This window comes from Microbacterium sp. Y355, from assembly GCF_059445345.1.
Genome location: NZ_JCAIUD010000001.1, coordinates 1,237,296 through 1,256,502, shown reverse-complemented (window position 1 = coordinate 1,256,502; position 19,207 = coordinate 1,237,296). Strand labels below are relative to the sequence as shown.

Annotated in this window: 18 protein-coding genes; 10 read left to right on the top strand and 8 right to left on the bottom strand. The window is 63.5% G+C overall.

What is annotated here, in order from left to right; all coding sequences use genetic code 11:
- Nucleotides 1-277: 277 nt before the first annotated feature.
- The 5 genes from AC1C2O_RS06155 (at nt 278) to AC1C2O_RS06135 (ending at nt 6,723) form a co-directional block, all read left to right on the top strand.
- A complete protein-coding gene (locus AC1C2O_RS06155; RefSeq protein WP_495431690.1) occupies nt 278-1,201 on the top strand; it encodes an ABC transporter permease in 924 nt (307 codons plus the stop codon).
- 50 nt (nt 1,202-1,251) lie between these two features.
- Nucleotides 1,252-2,130 carry a carbohydrate ABC transporter permease gene (locus AC1C2O_RS06150; protein ID WP_495431689.1) on the top strand — a complete coding sequence of 293 codons (879 nt, stop codon included), beginning with the start codon at nt 1,252-1,254 and terminating at the stop codon, nt 2,128-2,130.
- A gap of 51 nt (nt 2,131-2,181) precedes the next feature.
- The gene (locus AC1C2O_RS06145) at nt 2,182-3,840 is read left to right on the top strand and encodes an ABC transporter substrate-binding protein (RefSeq protein WP_495429551.1); all 1,659 of its coding nucleotides are present in this window, start codon (nt 2,182-2,184) and stop codon (nt 3,838-3,840) included.
- Between the two features lie 73 nt (nt 3,841-3,913).
- A complete protein-coding gene (locus AC1C2O_RS06140; protein ID WP_495429550.1) occupies nt 3,914-4,696 on the top strand; it encodes a DUF624 domain-containing protein in 783 nt (260 codons plus the stop codon).
- On the top strand, nt 4,693-6,723 hold the full coding sequence (locus AC1C2O_RS06135) for a beta-galactosidase (RefSeq protein WP_495429549.1): 2,031 nt from the start codon (nt 4,693-4,695) through the stop codon (nt 6,721-6,723). The genes AC1C2O_RS06140 and AC1C2O_RS06135 overlap by 4 nt, the downstream gene beginning before the upstream one ends.
- 51 nt (nt 6,724-6,774) lie before the next feature.
- Here the strand turns inward: AC1C2O_RS06135 and AC1C2O_RS06130 are convergent, their stop codons facing one another.
- Entirely contained in the window at nt 6,775-8,757 is a 1,983-nt protein-coding gene (locus tag AC1C2O_RS06130) for an alpha-glucuronidase (RefSeq protein ID WP_495431688.1), read from the bottom strand.
- Nucleotides 8,758-8,930: 173 nt separating this feature from the next.
- On the opposite strand from AC1C2O_RS06130, the gene AC1C2O_RS06125 reads away from it, so the two are divergent.
- Nucleotides 8,931-9,938, top strand: a complete 1,008-nt coding sequence (locus tag AC1C2O_RS06125) for a LacI family DNA-binding transcriptional regulator (RefSeq protein ID WP_495429548.1) — start codon at nt 8,931-8,933, stop codon at nt 9,936-9,938.
- Nucleotides 9,939-9,960: 22 nt separating this feature from the next.
- Here AC1C2O_RS06125 and AC1C2O_RS06120 read toward each other — a convergent pair whose 3' ends face one another.
- Nucleotides 9,961-10,584, bottom strand: a complete 624-nt coding sequence (locus tag AC1C2O_RS06120) for a TetR/AcrR family transcriptional regulator (RefSeq protein WP_495429547.1) — start codon at nt 10,582-10,584, stop codon at nt 9,961-9,963.
- 75 nt (nt 10,585-10,659) lie between these two features.
- Between AC1C2O_RS06120 and AC1C2O_RS06115 the strand changes: the two genes are divergently transcribed.
- Entirely contained in the window at nt 10,660-11,097 is a 438-nt protein-coding gene (locus tag AC1C2O_RS06115) for an ester cyclase (RefSeq protein ID WP_495429546.1), read from the top strand.
- An 8-nt stretch (nt 11,098-11,105) separates the two neighbouring features.
- Here the strand turns inward: AC1C2O_RS06115 and AC1C2O_RS06110 are convergent, their stop codons facing one another.
- A complete protein-coding gene (locus AC1C2O_RS06110; protein WP_495429545.1) occupies nt 11,106-11,495 on the bottom strand; it encodes a barstar family protein in 390 nt (129 codons plus the stop codon).
- A gap of 21 nt (nt 11,496-11,516) precedes the next feature.
- Complete coding sequence (locus tag AC1C2O_RS06105) at nt 11,517-12,320, bottom strand: alpha/beta fold hydrolase (protein ID WP_495429544.1); 804 nt, start codon at nt 12,318-12,320, stop codon at nt 11,517-11,519.
- A gap of 46 nt (nt 12,321-12,366) precedes the next feature.
- On the opposite strand from AC1C2O_RS06105, the gene AC1C2O_RS06100 reads away from it, so the two are divergent.
- Nucleotides 12,367-13,665 (top strand): condensation domain-containing protein, encoded by a 1,299-nt coding sequence (locus AC1C2O_RS06100; RefSeq protein WP_495429543.1) that lies wholly within the window; start codon nt 12,367-12,369, stop codon nt 13,663-13,665.
- A 72-nt stretch (nt 13,666-13,737) separates the two neighbouring features.
- On the opposite strand, the gene AC1C2O_RS06095 is transcribed toward AC1C2O_RS06100, so the two are convergent.
- From AC1C2O_RS06095 to AC1C2O_RS06085, 3 genes are all read right to left on the bottom strand, one after another.
- Nucleotides 13,738-14,037: a Fe-S cluster assembly protein HesB gene (locus AC1C2O_RS06095; protein WP_495429542.1), complete on the bottom strand. Its 300-nt coding sequence runs from the start codon at nt 14,035-14,037 to the stop codon at nt 13,738-13,740.
- Nucleotides 14,038-14,146: 109 nt separating this feature from the next.
- Nucleotides 14,147-14,722 (bottom strand): 1-acyl-sn-glycerol-3-phosphate acyltransferase, encoded by a 576-nt coding sequence (locus AC1C2O_RS06090; protein WP_495429541.1) that lies wholly within the window; start codon nt 14,720-14,722, stop codon nt 14,147-14,149.
- A gap of 57 nt (nt 14,723-14,779) precedes the next feature.
- Nucleotides 14,780-15,271 (bottom strand): DUF6328 family protein, encoded by a 492-nt coding sequence (locus AC1C2O_RS06085; RefSeq protein ID WP_495429540.1) that lies wholly within the window; start codon nt 15,269-15,271, stop codon nt 14,780-14,782.
- Between the two features lie 71 nt (nt 15,272-15,342).
- Between AC1C2O_RS06085 and AC1C2O_RS06080 the strand changes: the two genes are divergently transcribed.
- Entirely contained in the window at nt 15,343-15,474 is a 132-nt protein-coding gene (locus AC1C2O_RS06080; protein WP_495429539.1) for a hypothetical protein, read from the top strand.
- A 25-nt stretch (nt 15,475-15,499) separates the two neighbouring features.
- Here the strand turns inward: AC1C2O_RS06080 and AC1C2O_RS06075 are convergent, their stop codons facing one another.
- On the bottom strand, nt 15,500-16,906 hold the full coding sequence (locus AC1C2O_RS06075) for an MDR family MFS transporter (protein WP_495431687.1): 1,407 nt from the start codon (nt 16,904-16,906) through the stop codon (nt 15,500-15,502).
- A 215-nt stretch (nt 16,907-17,121) separates the two neighbouring features.
- Here AC1C2O_RS06075 and AC1C2O_RS06070 point away from each other — a divergent pair, with 215 nt between their 5' ends.
- Complete coding sequence (locus AC1C2O_RS06070; protein WP_495429538.1) at nt 17,122-19,206, top strand: ABC transporter ATP-binding protein; 2,085 nt, start codon at nt 17,122-17,124, stop codon at nt 19,204-19,206.
- The last annotated feature ends 1 nt before the right edge of the window (nt 19,207 follow it).

Below are 19,207 nucleotides of genomic sequence, written 5' to 3'. Positions count from 1 at the left end.
ACCGGGAGTTTTCGAGCGTCGTCTGAAAATCGGCTTGACGTGAGAGGAAGGATCGCATTACCGTCGGCTCAGTACTATCGGGGAAAGCAACGATAGTTTCGGTGCTCAACGTAAGAGCAGCCACCACCTGCTCATGCGGGGGTGGTAACCGGAAGACGAAGGAGTCATCTGTGCAGATAGAGAATCTCGCCATCACGGGGGCGGTTTAGCGTTGGCCGTGGATGAGCTGAGCACCCAGGCGACCGTCTTGCCGTCGCCCCGTGCCAGACGCGGCGCAATACGCAAAACCTCGACCACAAACCGCTCGTGGAAGCGCGCACTCCGCAAGGACTGGCAACTGTATTCGCTGCTGGTGCTGCCCTTGGTGTTCCTGCTGATCTTCCGCTACGCGCCCATGCTCGGCAACATCATCGCGTTTCGTCGATTCCGCCCTGGCGGATCGATGTTCGGCGACGAATGGGTCGGCTTCTACTACTTCGAGATGTTCATCAACAACAGCCAGTTCTGGCAGGTGTTCTGGAACACAGTGATCATCGGCGGACTGACGCTGCTCATCTGCTTCCCGTTGCCGATTGTGCTCGCTCTGATGCTCAACGAGTTGCGCTCGCGCAGGTTCAAGAAGATCGTCCAGACGATTTCGTATCTGCCGCACTTCATGTCGATCGTCATCGTGGCCGGACTCGTGCTGCAACTGACCTCTCTCAACGGCACGATCAACCAGATCGTCGAGGCGTTCGGCGGTGACGCGATCCCCTTCATGCAGCAACCAGGCTGGTTCCGGTCGATCTACGTCTCCTCCGAGGTGTGGCAGACGGTCGGATGGGGAACGATCCTCTACCTTGCGGCGCTTTCGACGCTTGATGACCAGCTCTACGAGGCCGCAAGGATTGACGGCGCAAACCGCTGGCAGCAGACGTGGCACATCACGTTGCCCGGCATCCGTCCGACGATGATGGTGCTGCTCATCCTCAACATCGGATCCTTTATGGCCGTTGGATTCGAGAAGGTGCTGCTTCTGCAGAACCCGCTGATCTACTCGACAGCCGACGTCATCTCGACCTATCTGTACCGCGTCGGAATCCAATCTGCGCAGTTCTCCTACGGCACGGCGATCGGCCTCTTCGAAGCGTTGATCGGCCTTATCCTCGTCCTCTCCGCGAACTACATATCGCGCCGAACGGTTGGAGCGTCACTGTGGTGACCGAAGCCATCGCCACCCCCGACATCACCTCGGTGCGCAGGGTCGGCGGCATGATCAAAGAGTCCGTCGGTTATCGCGTTTTCCGCGTGGTGAATGTGGTGCTGCTACTGACGGTCACCGGCGTCGTCCTCTACCCGTTCATCAACCTGTTCGCGAAGGCGTTCTCGTCTGAGGGTTACATCTCGGCCGGCGAGGTCAATCTTCTGCCGCGCGGATTCAATGTCGAGACGTTCTTCGTCGTGATGAGCGATCCGATGTTCTGGACGAACTACCGCAACACGGTCGTCTATACCGTGGTGGGCACTCTGATCGCGATGGTGCTCACGACGACGTATGCCTACGCCATCAGTCGTCCGCAGCTGAAGGGGCGTTCGTTCTTCGTCGGCGTCGCGGTGTTCACGATGTTCTTCTCCGGCGGCCTGATCCCGAACTACATCCTCGTAGGAAACGTACTCGGGATGCGCAACACGATCTGGGCGATCGTATTGCCTGGAGCGATCTCCGTCTTCAATCTCCTCGTGATGAAGTCCTTCTTCGAGAACTTCCCTGCGGAGCTCGAGGAAGCGGCCGCGATCGACGGCCTGTCCACCTACGGCATCCTCGGTCGCGTCGTGCTTCCGCTGTCGAAGGCGGTGCTCGCAACGATGACGCTGTTCTACGCAGTGAGCATGTGGAACTCGTGGTTCGGCGCCTTCCTGTATCTCGACGACAAAGAGATGTTCCCGGTCACGGTGTATCTGCGAAACCTCATTGCCGCCGCCACCGGCACGGAAGCTGTCACCGGCGGGGCTGGCGGTGACGCCGTGCAGATCGGCGCAAATATCCAGTCGGTCACGATGCTTCTGACCATCCTGCCAATCGTTTGTCTTTATCCCTTCATTCAGCGGTACTTCGTCTCAGGCGTGATGCTCGGCTCCGTCAAGGGCTGAGCGATGAGACGTATTCAACGGCGTCGAAAGACGACCACCCTAAGGAGAATCATGAGAACCACACATAAAGGCGCGGCAATCGGCGCCGTTGCCGTGCTCGCACTCTCGCTCGCGGCATGCTCAAGCGAACCCGCGACCGGCGAGAGCGACAGCAGTGCAGGCATCGACGCCGAGCACTCCGTCGGAGCCATGGAGGACTTCGAAGCCGGAACCACATTCTCGGCGACGGAGCCGATCGAGATCTCGCTGATGTACCGCGACCACCCGAACTATCCCGTCCTGGATGATTGGTCGATCTTCGAGCACCTCAAGACCAACCAGAACGTCACGTTCGATCGCACCGAGATCCCGCTCGCTGACTGGGACAGCAAGAAGTCCCTCCTGATCGGCGCCGGCGACGCATCCACGCTCATCCCGGTCACCTACCCGGGCCAGGAGTCGGCGTTCGTGTCTGGCGGCGCGATCCTCCCGATGTCCGACTACGTCGAGTACATGCCGAACTTCCAACAGAAGGTCGAAGACTGGGGGCTCGAGGGCGAGCTCGACGCACGACGTCAGGCTGACGGCAAGTACTACCTCCTTCCTGGCCTCCGCGAGATTCCCGACGTGCAGTACTCCGTGGTCATCCGTGAGGATCTCTTCGACAACGCCGGCATCACCGAAGACCCTAAGACCTGGGACGAATTCGCCGAGCAGCTCGAAGCGGTCAAAGAAGCGAACCCGGCGCTCTCGTTCGCCATGTCGGACCGCTGGACCGACAGCACGCCCCTCGGTGCGATGCTGCAGTACATCGCTCCCAACTACGGCACATCTGCCGGGTGGGGTTATGGAAACACCTGGTATGACACGGACTCTGAGGAGTTCCAGTTCACCGGCACAACTGATGGCTACAAAGACCTTTTGACGTACGGCGCAGGCCTCGTCGAGTCGGGCGTGCTCGACCCCGAGATCACCCAGACCGACGATCAGGCCATCCAGAAGTTCGTATCCGGCGAGACTGCGGCGATCTCCGGCAACACGCAGGAGATCAACAGCTACCGCACGAAGTTCGCTGACTCGGGTCAGGCTGACGTTCCGCTGAAGATGATCACGCTTCCGGGCGGACCTGCCGGAGACTACCTCGCTGGCAGCCGGCTGTCTTCCGGTCTGATGATGTCTAGCAAGGCGGCAGAGAACGAGAACTTCCTCGCCACGCTGCAGCTCATCGACTGGCTGTACTACTCGGACGAGGGCATCGAGTTCGCCCAGTGGGGTGTGGAAGATGAGACCTTCACGAAGGCCGCCGATGGCACGCGCGAACTGCTCCCGGACGTTGGCTGGAATGCGCTCAACCCCGATGCACCCAAGAAGCTGAACGCTGACTTCGGGTTCTCGAACGGTGTGTTCCTGCTGGCCAACGGCTCGTCGACCGACCTGCTGCAGTCAGTCATGTCGGAGGAGACGCGCGAGTGGACTGACAAGGTGCTCGACGCGAAGGAAATTCTTGCAGTAGCCCCCGCCGCACCTCTCGATGAGCTCGAACTCGAGCAGAACTCTCTGCTGGACTCGCAGCTGAAGGACTCGGTGATGGCGGCGACCGCAGCATTCATCACCGGTCAGCGCTCACTTGACGAATGGGATGCCTTCGTCGCAGAGCTGGAAGGCCAGGGCGCCACGCAGCTGGTCGATACCGTCAACGGCGCGCTGGAGCGCGCGAAGTCCGGCGAATGATCGCCTGACGAACTCCACGGTGCCGCCGCCCGCAGCCCGGGCGGCGGCACTCACATTCCGATTCCGGAGTCCCATGAACATCGTGCACATGCCCCATCAGCCGATGCTGTTCGAGCCCGCGCCGACGCACGCGCCGTCGAAGACAGACAGGCAGTTCATCGACGGGCCGCTTGGTCGTGCGGCGACGATCATCTACTGGTTCATCATCGTGGACCTGCTGATGATCCTGTTGCTGCTGCCGACCATCGCGCTGTTCCTGCTTCTCGATCGGGCCGCAGGCAACGTCCCGATCTTCGCCGCGGCACTGGTGCCGGTCGGCCCCGCACTGACTGCCGGCATTTCGGCGCTCGCTCGGCGCGCGCACGACGATGACATCACACCCGCGCGCGCGTTCTGGCGGGGCATCCGCTCGACAGCGCTCGACGCACTCCAGTTGTGGGTACCGCTGCTCGTCGTCGTCGCCATCGTCGCGACGGTGCTCATCAATCGGCAGGCGGCGGGCGTCTCGGATGCATACGCCCTCGTGCTGGTCGCGATCCTCGCGGTCGTGACGGTGATCGTCACGCATGCCATGGTCATCCGCACCTTCTTCTCCTTTCGCTTCGTCGACGCACTGCGGCTCGGCGTGATTTTTCTCGTACGCCGACTGCCGTCCTCGTTGGGTGTGCTCTCACTGATCGTTCTCGCGGGCGGCGTCACCTACTTCGCGTCAGAGTTCGTGTTGATCCTGATTGCGGTCGTGTGGGCGACGCTGCTGCTGCGCAACGAGCGCCCGGTGCTGCGCGCCGTCGCCGAGCAGTTCATCACCGCGACGCCCCTAGATCCGCACTCGGAAACCGGAGACACCCCCGCATGAAAATCCTGTATGGCGGCGACTACAACCCGGAGCAGTGGCCACGGGATGTGTGGGAGGCAGACTACGAGGCGTTCGAGCTTGCGTCGATCGATACCGTCACACTGGGCGTCTTCGCTTGGTCATACCTGCAGACAGATGAAGACACCTTCGACTTCTCGCGACTCGACGAGATTGTGGAGCGCGCCGTGGCGGGCGGTCGCTCGATCGTGTTGGCCACCGCCACCGCAGCGCTCCCGCCCTGGCTCGCCACCGCGTATCCAGAGGTGAATCGCACCGACTTCGAAGGACGTCGACACGCCTACGGCCAACGACACAACGCGTGCCCCAACTCGCCGGTGTATCGACGCCTCTCGGCAGAACTCGCAGGCAGGATCGCTGCGCGCTACGCGGGCACACCCGGACTCGTCGCGTGGCATGTCGGCAACGAATACGGCGGCTATGACGGTGGATGCTGGTGTGACAACTGCGCGGTCGCGTTCCGCGTCTGGCTTCGCCAGCACTACGGCACCCTCGAGAAGCTCAATGACGCGTGGAACGCCACGTTCTGGTCGCACCTGTTCAGCGACTGGAATCAGATCGTTCCGCCAAACCAGCTCAGCGAACACTGGCGGGGACCTGATCACACGGCGTTCCAGGGGATCACGCTGGACTACCGACGCTTCATGTCTGACTCGATGCGGCAGAATTTCCGCGATGAGAAGGCGCGCATTCGCGAGCACGATGCGGTGGTTCCCGTGACGACGAACTTCATGGGTGCGTTCCGACCGATCGACTATCACTCGTGGGCAGAGGATCTGGACTTCGCCTCGTGGGACAACTACCCGCCTGGGGCACGTGAGCAGGTGCGCATGGCGCTTGCGCATGACATCATGCGTGGCATCAAGGGCGGCGATCCGTTCTGGGTGATGGAGCAGACGCCCACCATCACTGCGAGCCGAGATGTGAATCCGGTCAAGCGACCCGGCGTGTTGCGACTGTGGTCGTGGCAGGCCGTCGCGCATGGTGCGGATGCGGTGCTGTACTTCCAGATGCGCCAGTCCAAGGGAGCCTGCGAGAAGTACCACGGTGCGGTGCTGGATCACTCCGGTCGCACAGACACCCGCGCCTTTACCGAGATCGCAGCGCTGGGTGCAGAATTCTCAGTGCTAGGCGGGGCCGTCGTCGGTGCCCGCACGCCGGCGAGGGTCGCGCTGCTGTTCGACTGGAACTCGTGGTGGGCCGCGGAGATGACCGACGGATTCAACCGTCATGCCAAGTACCTTCAGACCGTCCTCGGCTACTACCGAGCGCTGTGGAACGCGAACATCGACATCGATGTCATCTCCGCCGGCGCAGAGCTGTCCGCGTACGACGTGGTCATCGCTCCGATGCTCCATTTACTGACCGGCGACATCGTCGACCGGCTCCGGGGCGTCACGGCGCGCGGCGGCAGTGTGGTCGCCTCGTTCTGGACGGGCCGCGTCGACGAGCACGACAACGCCTTCCTGATGGATCCTCCTGGACCACTCGGCGACATCTTCGGAGTTCGAGTGGACGAGACCGACTCCGCGGAACCCGGCGTGACGATCCGAGTGGATTTCAGAGGACCGGACGACAGCGTGGTCGCGGTGTCGAACGCCGAGCTGGTCTTCGAACTGCTCACGCCGCTCGGCGCGGAGACGGTGGCCACCTACGGATCCGAGTTCTATGCCGGAACGGCCGCGGTGACCCGCAACGATCTCCCCGGAGGCGGGCAGGCCTGGTACGTCGGCACGGGGCTTGATGACACGGGCCTCGGATGGCTGATCCGCAGGATTGCGGACAGGCATGACCTGCGGGGGCCCTATGCGGATACCCCCGATGTCGAGTTCACCGTGCGTCAACGCGGCGACGAACGCACTGCCTTCGTGCTCAATCATGCGCTCGCCGCGGTGGACGTCACCGCGCACGCCTCGGGAGTCGAACTACTGAGCGGCCGAAGGATCACACGCGGCGAGTCACTGCACCTCGAACCCACCGATGTGCTTGTGATTCGTGAGGATGCCTGAGTAACTAGCGAAATCGGCAGCCGCCGGATCGGTGGTCGCCGGACCGGCGGTTCAGAAGATCTGGCGGCCGGCCGCGTCGGGGAACCCTGACTTGCGCAGGAAATAGCTGTTCACCTGATCGCGCCAGTCGCGAGCAGAACGGCCCTGCTCGATGAGCCGCTCGCGCACGCGCGCGAAAGTGGCCTGCTCCACGTGACCTGCGAGAGTGTCCCATCGTGCTGCTGCAACATCGACGCGTTCGACCCCGGAGAAGTGCGTGTCGTAGATGTGCTGGATCACGGTACTTCCGGAATGCAGTTTGTGGGAGTAGGGCACATGGTGGAAGAACAGCAGGAGCTCATCCGGGCAGGATTCGGTGCGCTCATACGTCTCGCGCCACGGTGACGGATACTGCGCGGCGAATCCGGTGCCGGTCGACGCCGACCGGTCGACGCCGAGGCCATCGCGGTCGGCGAAATGGTAGGTGCCCCACGGTGAGTACTCGTAGCCGTCAACGGATGGGCCATAGTGCGTTCCTGGCGTCACCATGAATCCGACGCCGAGCGGCGCGGTGTAGCTTTCGTACGTCGCCCACGAGTCGTCCATGATCGCGTGCAGGGCAGATCGCACGGGGGGAGCAACAGTGCCATCCTCCCCGGCGAACGTCAGTGCGATCCATTCGTCGAGCAGCTCGACCGGGTCGAGATCGGGGTTCCAAGCCAGACGACCGAACGCGTAGAGATTTGCTTGCGCGAGCGGATGCCCGGTCCAGAATTCATCATCGCCGACGTTGGATACGGCGACGATCCCGCCGCCGTGGGATTGCTGGACGACTGCTGAGGCGTCGGGCCCGTTGCCTGCCGCGATGGCCGACACAGTGGCGGATGATGTTCCCGGCCTAAACTGCAGGATCTCCCGCCACCAGGGAGCGAGATAACAAACGTGCTTTTGGTGACCGGTGTACTCCTGCGTCACCTGCAACTCAAGGGCGAGACGTGTGTGCGGCATGGCGGCGAGCACGGGGGAGACTGGCTCGCGCGTCTGGAAATCCATCGGACCGTGCTTGACCTGCACGATGACGTTGTCGGCGAAGGTGCCATCCAACGGCGAGAAATGATCGAACGCTGCGCGTGCGCGATCGGTCCGCCGATCACGCCAGTCCTGAGTGTGGTTGTAGACGAACGCACGCCAGTGCACGAGGCCACCGTGCGGCGCGACAGCAGCAGCAAGCATGTTCGCACCATCGGCGTGATCGCGGCCGTATGCGAACGGCCCAGGTTGGCCTTCGGAGTCGGCCTTGACGAGAAACCCGCCGAAGTCGGGGATTGTCGTCCACACGCGCTCGGCCGCGTCGGCCCACCATGCGCGCACCGCGGGATCGAGTGGATCGGCGGTATCGAGCATGCCCAGCCGCATCGGCGACGCGAACGAAACGGAGAGGTGGGTACGGATGCCCCATGCACGGAACTCCGTGGCGATTCTCGCCACGTCGTCGAGTCTGTCCGTGAGTAGCCGAGATTCCACCGCGCCGACGTTGACGTTGTTGATTGCGACTCGATTGATCCCGATCGCGGCCAGCAGTCGGGCGTAGTCCCGCACCCGCGAGAGATCCGCACGCACGACGCCGTCCTTGTAGAAGATCGATCCGCCGGCGTAGCCACGTTCGACCTGACCCATGACGGAATGGACGGAGACGTTGTCCCAGTGGTCGAGCATCCGCAGTTCGTGCTCTGGCCTGTGCACTGTCGCGGGCAGGCTGCCTGCGAAAGCCGCCTCGCCGAGGCGGACGACGTGGAACCACCCGTTCGCGAGGAGCGCAGGCGAGGATGCTGTGATGCGCGTCGCGTCATCGCGCGCGACCGTGAAGCCGGACGCGGCGCTGGGGTCATGGGTGAGGACGAGGTCGGCGTGCCCGTCCTGTGTCACAAGCGCGCCGGCTGCGGATGCATCCGCTTGCAGAGATTCGGCTACGGGGCCCGCCGCATCAATGCGGACGGTCCTGCCGCGTAGCGCGGCGTATGCAGTGGCAGGCAACCAGGCCGCGTGAGGCGACATCGACGCGGGGGTGGTATTGCTGGGGAGGGGGGTCACGAGGGGTCTCCGGGTCGAGGCTGACGTTGAGCCGATATCGACGTGCATCGGCGATGATGCGAACGATTGCATTCTAGGTCACGGCGCTGTCTCTTCTCAATGTCATGCCCGACTACAATCGTTCGTAGGAGGCAGTCATGACAGTGACGGCGAAGGATGTCGCAGAAGAGTGCGGTCTGTCGATCTCGACGGTGTCGCGCGCGCTCGCTGAACCGGAGCGGGTCGCGTCTGCAACGCGGGAGCTCGTTCTCTCAGCGGCCAACAGGTTGGGTTATCGCCCCAATCGTGCGGCGTCTGGATTGCGCGCGGGGCGCACCGGCGCGATCGGCGTCGTTGTGCCGGATCTGGAGAACCCGTACTTCGCGTCAGTCGTGAAGGGTGTGCAGAGTCGCGCGCGTGCGACCGGACTGGCAGCCTTCATCGTCGATTCGGGCGAAGACGCTGATCTGGAGACTGAACTCGTACGCGAGCTGCGGAATCAGACTGACGGCATCGTGCTGTGCTCGCCCCGAGCGGTCGAAGCAGACCTGGAACTCATCGGGTCGCGGCCGGTCGTGCTGCTCAGCCGCGCGGTGGAAGGCGTGATCTCAGTGACAGCCGACTACGTTGCGGGCATCGGGCTCGCCGTCGCGCATCTGCGTGCGCTGGGTCACCGACGGATTGCCTATGCGGGTGGGCCAGCGCACTCGTGGTCAGACCAACGCAGACGTGCCGCTCTGCAAGACGCAGGCGAGGCTTTTCCTGATCTGGAACTCGTGACGGTGGGCTCGTTCCTTCCGCACGTGGAGGGCGGTCGTGCAGCAGCCGATCTCGTGGCCGCGGCGGGCGCGACGGCGGTGATCGCTCACAACGACCTCATGGCTGTTGGGCTGATGGACCGCCTGCGTACCCGCGGGATCCGCATCCCGGAGGACATCAGTGTGATCGGATTCGATGACACCTATGTCGCGCAGCTGACATCGCCCACGCTTACCACCGTGCGTGCCGGACTCAACGACCTCGGTGCGCGGGCGGTCAATGAACTCGTCCTCGACCTCGAGCGTCGCAGGCTCCGCACGGATGCCGGCGAGCCCGCGCACATCGTGATCCCCGTCGAACTGCGGGTAAGAGATAGCACGACTGTTCCGCCCAACGTCGGGCGCTAGGAATCGAGCACGGAGCTTCGCTTCACGCGGAGATCCCTGCGCCGAACAGCTGGTGGCGCAGAGTGCCGTCAAGCCAGGAATCGAAGCGCTCAGGCGTCCACCCCAGGTCAATCACCAGTTCTCCGTAGACCCCCGGCGCCGCGAACGCGCGAAAGATCGACTGTGCCTCCTCGAGCGGGAGCGCCAATTGCTGCTCGACAGAGGCGATCAGCCGGTTCATCACCTGATTGCGGCCGCGCAGCTTCGATCGCAGCAGCGTGCGAGTCTCGGCGTCCTCGTCCATCGCCGCATCGAGTATCCGCACGACGTCGAAGTCTGTTGAGTAGAGAACGGTCAGCCAGTGCGCCGCGCCTCGGAGGCGCTCGTCCGGTGTATCTGCACCGAGCACCGATTTCGCGAGAGCTTGTGCTCCTGCGCGCTCGAGCCAGCTCTCGCAGATGGCGTTGAGGATCTCTCGCTTGGCGCCGAACGCTGCGTAGACGGTGCGGCTGCCGACTCCTGCCTCTGCCGCGATGGCAGCCATGCTGGTGGCCGAGTATCCGTCTCGGGCGAACAACTGCTGAGCGGCCATCGCGATGCGCACCTTCGTCGCGGCTGCCTGCTCCTGCCGGTACGTCGTGGTGGGGGTGTTGACATCGCTCGTCATGAGGATCAGACTAGCCAATGCACTCAGTGCAGTCTAACTGCACTGAGTGCATACAAACTGCAAAGGAGATGGATCATGGACAACACAATCGTCGAATCGTCTCGCGTCGGCGTGCTTGAACGCATGCTGCACGATGGATTCGCCACCGGAAACACTGACCTGGTCGATGAGCTCTGCTCACCAGATCTCATCGAGCATCAGTTCGGCCTCGCCGGGCGCGGTGCAGAAGCGATCACGAAGGTGAAGCGCGCGATTAGTGAGGTGCACGCTGGCCTGCCAGACCTCACGTTCACGATTGCTGACTGGGCGGATACCGGAGACACCGTGTGGGTGCGTGCTGAGGGTGTCGGCACCAACACCGGACCCTTCATGGGCCCGCCGACGGGCATCAGGGTCGCCTTCACCGTGATCGACATCGCCCGAGTTGAGGACGGTCTGATCGTGGAGCATTGGGGAGTGCCTGACCGCTTCGCGCTGGCGATGCGGCTCGGTCGGCTGCAGTTACCGCGGTGATCTGGGGTTCAGCGTAACTCGAGATCGATGAGCGGATGATCCGCAAACACTTCGAGAACCAGCTCGAAGTACGTCTTGCCGACGCCGCCCCTCAGATCATCGAGATCCGACTGAATGCGGCGATCATCGAAAGCACCCGGGCGTGAGAGTTTGTCGAGGAGCCATCGTTGCGTCTCACCGAACCCGAGCGATTCACGGCTGTGCAGGTGGTCACTCCACACGAATACGGCCGCATCTCCATTACGGATGTCGCTGTCGATTCGATAGAGGATGTCGTTTAGCGCATCAAGGCTCTGCCCCATTTGCCAGTCCTCATCGGACATCAGTTCGCGGTTGAGCTGTTCGTAGAGGTCGGAGATGCCGTTCACGTCGGCGCCGTCGATCCGGTATTCCTTCATGGGGCGAGTGTCCTCCACTTGTTAGTCAGCTCTTCCGGATGCGGCAACGCCTGCCCGTGCGACATCGTCCGCGAGTACGCCAGGCCAGCGTGCGACGTCCTCAGGTGTCTCTGCGACCTGAAGTGTGGCGTGCGGCATCAGCTCGACCAGCGCCTCGGCCGTCGAGACGGGGTGGGCCGGGTCATCCACCCAGGCGAGCACAGTCGTTGGAACAGTGATGCGGGCTACTTGATCGGGTGTGGGCAGATCACTCATCCCTGCGCCGCGGTAGATCGACGGGAGCAGCGCCTCACTCACGTGCGGGACCGTGTCGGGTGTTCCGATGGTCGCGGGCGGGCGGGGTTGGATGCTGGCTGCGGCGATGAACCGTGCCATTGAGTGCAATTCGATGAACTCGGCCATCCGTCGGTAGTCGTCAGTGCGTGCCGCGCGGGTCGCCCACGCCGTCGGTGGGAGCAGCAGAGTGAAGCCGCTGAAGCGCTCCGGTGCGCGTACCGCGGCGTGCAGAAGTGTGCCGGTGCCCATCGATGGACCGACACCGTGCACCTGCTCGTCGGGAAACCAATGATCCAGCAGCCGGAGCAGATCGTCGGCCAGCGCCGACCAGCGGTAATCCTCCGGAACTTGTCGACCGCTCGAGTGGCCGTGACCGCGCGCGTCGTAGCGCAGCAGCTGTGTTCCGGACAGTCCGCGACCGAGATCGAGGTCGAGTAGGCGATCGCGGGATCGGCTGGAGGTCAGTCCGTGAAGCTGCACGACGGGATGCCCAGACTCATCACTGAACGCCCAGGCGAGCTCCGCGCCGGGCACCTCGAATCTATGCACATCTGCTCCGCACTGTTCATGCCTCTGTCGGACATAGGCTACTGCCATGCGGCTCACCCACGTCTCGTATCTTCGCTTGCCGTTCGGTCCGCTGCTCAGCTACGGTCTGACGACATCCGCCGCTGGACGCGCGCTGCCGATCTCGTTCGATCAGGGTCGTCACGTCGGCGGCGGGGATCGTCCGGGGTCATGGATGGCTCTGGCGTTCCGGTTGCCGGAGCCGGTCTCGCGAGACGACCTTTCACGCGCGTGGCGCGCAGTTGTTGACGCTCACGGCACGCTGCGCACGGTGTTCACCTCAGGGGGCGACGGTGCACCTGTGCTGCATGAGGTCGAACTCGGGACGGGGGAGTGGACCGAGCACGAGGTCGCCCCAGGAGAGGCGATGAACGACGCCCTCCGCTCGGTGCTCGACACCAGTTGCACGCCGTATTCACGACCGGCGCACCGGCTCTGCGTCATCGAGACAGCAGACGGTCCGACTCTCGTGGTGGCGGCGGACCATTCGCACGTCGACATGTGGTCGATGTTGGTCATCGCGCGTGACTTGCTCGCTGCCCTGGCGGAGAGCCGCGAGGGCAGGGCCCCTCGAATCATCGAGGTTCCGGCTTTCGCTGATCACACTCAGTCGCTGCACGAGCGGCCGAAGGCACCCGCCGAGATCGATCGGCGCTGGAACGAGATCATCGACGCAGGCGGCGGCGTGATGCCCCGCTTCCCGTTGCCGCTCGGTGACCCGTCGATGCAGCCGGAACGCGTCGTAGTCCGCGACGTGCTCGATGTCGATGAGCTCTCCGGCTTCTCCGCCACAGCCAAGCGGGAGAACACTTCAACTCTCGCGTTCACGGTCTCGGCCATGACCGAGACCACTCGGGATCTCGCAGGGACCGCGCTACGCGCGGTGTTCCCCGTGCACAGCCGCTATGAGGAGCGTTGGCACGACTCGGTCGGCTGGTTCATCACGAATTCCGTCCTTGAATCTGCGGATCCGGCCCCGCTCGCGTGCGCTGCGGCCGTGAAGGAAGCCATCCGGTTGGGGTCATGGCCGCTGGCCGAGATCATGGCCCCATGGGGCGGAATGCCTGAGGCGCCGGGCATGTTCGCGGTCTCGTGGCTGGACATGCGCCGACTGCCGGTGAAGATCGATTCCGCAGCGCTGGATGCTCAGTACGTCAGCGCCGCGATCCGCACCGACTCGGTGATGCTGTGGTTCATCATCGACGATGCCGGCGTGCACCTGCGATGCCGCTACCCGGACACACAGGAAGCCAGGCACAATGTCGGCGCCTGGCTGGATGACCTCGTCGCCCGGATGCGCGAGCGCGCGCAAATGGGTATCGAGTGAAGCGGTAGGTCGGCAACGGCAAGGGGCGGGATGCTTTCGCATCCCGCCCCTTGCCACTTCAATGACTGATCGTCAGAGCGGCTGCGGCAGGATCGTGAAGCTCACAGCGCCTTGGTCGTCCACTCCGGCGTCGAGCACTTTGTCAGCGAGCGCGTCGGCGGCATTCTCTTCCAGGAAGACGCGGCTACTGGTTCCCTCGATCACGAGGTCAGCGTCTTCGGGGGAGGGCACGACGTGAACGGCGAAGCGTGCTTCTCCGTTCGCTCCCTGCCCCTCGGCGGTTTGGATGCGAAGCCCCGCGTCTGCGCTGGCATCCTCTTGGCCGACGATCGTGGTCACGACGGCATCTGCGTTTTCGGTCAGGGTGAGCACAGTGCTCTCCTTCCGGTTGCCGGACATGCTCCGGTCAGAACATGTCCGGGCCACGATGCCTCAATGAGCCGTGGCCTACAACCCCCAGCTCGGGATTGTGAGGAACCTCTCAAGTCGGCGGATTCTCTTCGCGCAGGCGCGGTTCGGTGCGCAGTTCAGGTCGAAGACCTGCTTTGTCTGCGTAGAACGCGCGGATGCGATCCATGTCGGATGCGACGTCGCCAGTCAGCTCGAATGTCGGCCCGAGCCCCGTGGTCATCGTGGTCCGATCGACGAACCCGAGCGTCACCGGCATCCCCGCCTCACGAGCGATCCGATAGAAACCTGACTTCCAGTACGCATTCGCACCGCGTGTACCGTCGGGCGTGACGACCAGCCCGAACACTTCGCCGGACGCGATTTGTGCGACGACATCCGTCACCACCGCGCTAGGGTCCGCGCGGTCGACGGGGATTCCACCGAGCCTCCGCATGAGAGGGCCCCGCCAACCTGCGAACAGACTCGCCTTGCCCAACCAGCGCACGTCTATTCCCAGCCTCCACGCAATGGCAAGCATCAGCACGAAGTCCCAGTTCGAGGTGTGCGGTGCACCGATCAGCACGGTAGGGCGATCAGGAGCGGGGTTGCCGGTCAACTTCCAGCGACTGAACGCCCAGAAGGTACGGGCGAGGAGGCGACGCAGCATCCCTCAACCGTAGGCCAACGCGCATGCCCCCTCTGGAATGGATGCCGCCGCCGCTTCTCAACGATCGCGAGCGATTCGCAGGGGCAGCACGAGCCACAATCCGATCACGATGAGGGAACCGACGATGAGTACGACTATCCCCATTGCACGCTGCAAAGTGAAATCCACAATCAGAGTCGTCACGCCGACGCTGAGCGCTCCGATCACGACAAGATCGGCCTTGACGATTCGCGCTGCAATATGAACCAGCTCCGGCTTGCGCCGTCGCCCGAACAGCGACCGGTGCATCCCCACCGGCGCGAGCGACAGGATCGTCGCCAATGCTGCGAGCCCTACGAGCACGAGATACAGCCCGCGTTGCAGGTCATCGAGCTCTGTGAAACGCGGCTGGAAGGCGACAGCAAGCAGAAAACCCGAGAGCACCTGGGTGCCGGTCTGCATCACCCGCAGCTCCTGCATGAGCTCATCCCAGTTGCGATCTGCGCGTTCATTTTCGGACTCGTCGCGGCCGTCGCCGGTCGGCGCCTCGCGGGGAGTATCTCGATTCATGCGTCGAGTCTTCGCGAGGTGGGCGAGCTTGTCCAGACCCTTGCGCGCCCGCAGCGGCGTAGCATGGAGTCATGACCACTTCGCAGAACTCAGAGGGCACGCCGAACGTGCAGCCTCTTATGGCTCCCGCAGGCCTCAACCTGCTGGAGGACGCGAGTGCAGGGTCCTGCTGCGGCGGGTCCTGCGCAATGCCGGCCGAGTAACTCGCCCGGCATTGCACCTACGGGGTCAGTGACCGCCGTGGAAGTCCTCGACATCGTCCGCTGGCTTGCGGACGAAGGCACTCAGTACGACCGCTCCCAGTGAGACGATCGCCGCGATCAGGAACGCCGTGCGTGCACCCGGTGCACCGGCGACTGCGGTCGACAGTCCGTCGTGCTCGCCCGCGTGCAGGATCGACGAGTAGGTCACTGTCAGCAGCGCGACACCTGCCGCGCCGGCAACCTGCTGCACCGTGTTCAGCGCGGCAGAGCCGTGCGAATACAGGTTGCGGCGCAGCGAGCCCAGCGATGCTGAGAACAGTGGCGTGAACGACATCGCCATTCCCACCGACATCATCGTCTGCGCGATCACCAGCATCCACCACTCGGTGTTTTGACTGACGGTCGAGTAGAAGAACAGGGCGGCGGATACCAGGATCGTGCCAGGGATGAGCAACGGACGCGTGCCGACGGCGTCATAGACGCGCCCCATCAACGGGCCGAGCAGTCCCATCAGCACCGAGCCTGGGAGCAGGATCAGACCCGACTGGAACGCGTTGAGCCCGGCGACGTTCTGCAGGTACTGCGGCAGCAGGGTGAGCGTGCCGAACATCGCTAGCGACAGCACCGCCATGATGATCACGGCGATGGTGTAGTTGCTAGAGCGGAACACGCGCAGATCAAGCAGCGCGTCGTCCTTGCGTTGCAGCGAGAGTTGGCGCCAAACGAACAGTCCGAGCGAAGCGGCGCCGATGACGAGCGTGGTCACGCCGATCGTCGCTGCATCGGACTCACCCTCTCCGCCGAACTGGCTGAGTCCGTACACGATTCCGCCGAAGCCGAACGCAGACAGCACGATCGACAGCACATCGATCGGAGCATCCGTCGTCTCACCGAGATTGGTCATCCACTTTGCGCCCATCGCCAAAGCGACAATCGCGATCGGCAGCACGATGGCGAACAGCCAACGCCAGTTCAATGTCTCCAAAACCGCACCGGCGAGGGTGGGGCCGATCGCGGGTGCGAGCGAGATCACGAGACCGACACGGCCCATCATCCGGCCGCGTGAGTGCGAGGGAACAACGTTCATCACGGTGGTCATCAGCAGAGGCATCATGATGCCGGTGCCCGCTGCTTGGATGACACGGCCGGCAAGGAGAACCGCGAAACCGGGCGCGACCAGGCACACCAGCGTTCCGAGGGTGAATGCGCTCATCGCAGCAATGAACATCTGACGCGTCGTGAAGCGCTGCAGCAGGAATCCGGACGTCGGAATCACGACCGCCATAGTGAGCAGGAACGCACTCGTCAGCCACTGACCGAGTTCGGGCGGAATGCCCAGGTCTGTGTTGAGGTGCGGGATCGCGATGCCCATCGTCGTCTCATTGAGAATCGCAACGAAGGCAGCAACCAGCAGTAGCCAGATCACGCGCATGTCTGACGGCGCGATGAACGGCTCCGGCTTTACAGCGGGAATCGAACCGGTAGATGTGGTGGCCAAAAACGTCTCCTCAGTGCATGGGTGTGGCGGAGGGCCAGTGCAGGAGCCGACAGATCCGGCATCCGTTCTTGGACAACGTTCTAGGGTAACGCGAGACTCCCCGCGAGCATTCCCGAGACCGACGAACTTCTCGCAGATAGGCTGACCGAATGAGTATGGGCGGCGGTATGGGTGGCGGCCACGGTGGTGGTGGCGGCGGTTTCCGTGGCGTCGACGCGGCCGCGCAGAAAAAGCTGAACGCGCAGGCACCCAAGATTTCGGGGCTCGGCAGCCGAGTCGTTCGCTTGTTCCGCCCCTATCTCGGTCGCATCATCGTCACTGGCATCCTCGTGATGGTCGGGGCGGCCATCGCTGTCATCCCTCCATTGCTCGTGCAACGGATCTTCGACGACGCGCTCTTTCCGATCGCTGGCGGTAGCCCCGACATCGGTCTACTCATCCGACTCGTGCTCGTCATGGTCGGTCTCTTCCTGGTCTCCGCGGTGCTCGGAGTGGGGCAGACCTGGCTGACCTCGACGGTCGGCAACAGCGTCACCGGTGACCTGCGTGTGCGGCTGTTCCAGCACCTTCAGTCGATGGAACTCGGCTTCTTCACCCGCACCAAGACCGGCGTCATCCAATCACGACTGCAGAACGATGTCGGTGGCGTCTCTGGAGTGCTGACGAACACCGTCACGAGCATCCTGGGCAACGTCGTCACGGTGATCGCATCACTGGTCGCGATGATCATCATCGACTGGCGGCTCACGCTCATCGCCGTTGTGATCATGCCTTTCCTGATCGTCGTCCAGCGTCGCGTCGGCCAAGTGCGGGCGCGCATCGCGGGGGAGACCCAAGAATCGCTGAGTGAGCTGACCAGCATCACTCAGGAGACGCTGAGCGTCTCAGGGATGCTGCTGTCAAAATCATTCAACCGTCAGCGCGCGGAGTCTGCGCGCTATCAGGCGGAGAACAAGAATCAGGTCACGCTGCAGGTGCGCCGGGCGATGAGCGGCCAGGGCTTCTTCGCGGTCGTGCAGGTGCTGATGGCGAGCGTGCCGGCGGTGATCTATCTCGTATCGGGCTATCTGATCACGGGCGGGGTGGATTCGGTCACCGCGGGCACAGTTGTGGCTTTCACCACCGTGCAGGCACGCCTGCTGCAGCCGCTGATGGGGCTCATGAGGGTCTCGCTGGACCTGCAGACGTCGTCGGCGCTGTTCGCCCGTATTTTCGAGTACCTTGACCTCGTCCCTGAGATCGAGGATGCCCCGGATGCCATCACCGTCGACGAGGCGCCAGGTCCGCGTGGGCGCGTTGAGTTCGATCAGGTCGTCTTCCGCTACCCGGATGCTGCCGAAGACAGCCGCCCGACATTGCAGGGCATTTCGTTCGTCGCTGACCCCGGCCAGCACGTCGCCTTCGTCGGTCCATCAGGCGCCGGAAAGACGACGGTGCTGTATCTCGCTCCGCGGCTCTACGAGGCTCACGGCGGAGCCGTGCTGTTCGCAGGCGCCGATGTGCGCGCGCTGACCCAGGAGTCGATCATCGACAACATCGGCATCGTGTCGCAGGAGACCTATCTCTTCCACGCCACGATCCGCGAGAACCTGATGTACGCGAAGCCTGAGGCCAGCGAGGAGGAGATGATCGCAGCCTGCCAGGCCGCGAACATCCATCACATCATCGCCGGATTCGAGCGCGGCTACGACACGATCGTCGGTGAGCGCGGATACCGCCTCTCCGGTGGCGAGAAGCAGCGTATTGCGATCGCTCGTGTCCTGCTGAAGGATCCGCCGGTGCTGTTGCTCGATGAGGCGACCTCTGCGCTGGACACCGTGTCAGAGCGTGTCGTTCAGGAAGCACTCGATGAGGCGTCGAAGGGGCGCACGACGATCTCGATCGCGCACCGACTGTCGACCGTGATGGGAGCCGACGTCATCCACGTGCTCGAGGCGGGGCACATCGTGGAGTCCGGTACACACAGCGAACTGTTGACGCAGGGCGGTCTCTATGCCGAACTCGCGGCACAGCAGGTGGCGGCATCCCGCGTGCTTGAAACGGAGAACGTCATAGAAAGTGCGGTCAGCGGTGGCACCGCCGCGGAGTTCGCCGACCGACGCGCGGATCGTGCGCCGGAGGACTCCGTGGGAGAGGACGCAGTGGCCGTCATCACCGCGACTCTGCCGGTGCCTGACGAGTTCCTCGGTGAGGGCCAGGGTCATCGCGGTACGCGTGACCCTCACGATCTCTGAG

What these genes read in the sequence shown, in the direction of transcription:
- AC1C2O_RS06135 (WP_495429549.1), top strand. Translation starts at nt 4,693, where the DNA reads ATGAAAATCCTGTATGGCGGCGACTACAACCCGGAGCAGTGGCCACGG.
- AC1C2O_RS06090 (WP_495429541.1), bottom strand. Translation starts at nt 14,722, where the DNA reads ATGCTGCGTCGCCTCCTCGCCCGTACCTTCTGGGCGTTCAGTCGCTGG.
- AC1C2O_RS06075 (WP_495431687.1), bottom strand. Translation starts at nt 16,906, where the DNA reads ATGCGCGTGATCTGGCTACTGCTGGTTGCTGCCTTCGTTGCGATTCTC.
- AC1C2O_RS06080 (WP_495429539.1), top strand. Translation starts at nt 15,343, where the DNA reads ATGACCACTTCGCAGAACTCAGAGGGCACGCCGAACGTGCAGCCTCTT.
- AC1C2O_RS06110 (WP_495429545.1), bottom strand. Translation starts at nt 11,495, where the DNA reads ATGAAGGAATACCGGATCGACGGCGCCGACGTGAACGGCATCTCCGAC.
- AC1C2O_RS06120 (WP_495429547.1), bottom strand. Translation starts at nt 10,584, where the DNA reads ATGACGAGCGATGTCAACACCCCCACCACGACGTACCGGCAGGAGCAG.
- AC1C2O_RS06125 (WP_495429548.1), top strand. Translation starts at nt 8,931, where the DNA reads ATGACAGTGACGGCGAAGGATGTCGCAGAAGAGTGCGGTCTGTCGATC.
- AC1C2O_RS06130 (WP_495431688.1), bottom strand. Translation starts at nt 8,757, where the DNA reads ATGTCGCCTCACGCGGCCTGGTTGCCTGCCACTGCATACGCCGCGCTA.
- AC1C2O_RS06140 (WP_495429550.1), top strand. Translation starts at nt 3,914, where the DNA reads ATGAACATCGTGCACATGCCCCATCAGCCGATGCTGTTCGAGCCCGCG.
- AC1C2O_RS06145 (WP_495429551.1), top strand. Translation starts at nt 2,182, where the DNA reads ATGAGAACCACACATAAAGGCGCGGCAATCGGCGCCGTTGCCGTGCTC.
- AC1C2O_RS06115 (WP_495429546.1), top strand. Translation starts at nt 10,660, where the DNA reads ATGGACAACACAATCGTCGAATCGTCTCGCGTCGGCGTGCTTGAACGC.
- AC1C2O_RS06150 (WP_495431689.1), top strand. Translation starts at nt 1,252, where the DNA reads ATGATCAAAGAGTCCGTCGGTTATCGCGTTTTCCGCGTGGTGAATGTG.
- AC1C2O_RS06070 (WP_495429538.1), top strand. Translation starts at nt 17,122, where the DNA reads ATGAGTATGGGCGGCGGTATGGGTGGCGGCCACGGTGGTGGTGGCGGC.
- AC1C2O_RS06085 (WP_495429540.1), bottom strand. Translation starts at nt 15,271, where the DNA reads ATGAATCGAGATACTCCCCGCGAGGCGCCGACCGGCGACGGCCGCGAC.
- AC1C2O_RS06100 (WP_495429543.1), top strand. Translation starts at nt 12,367, where the DNA reads ATGCGGCTCACCCACGTCTCGTATCTTCGCTTGCCGTTCGGTCCGCTG.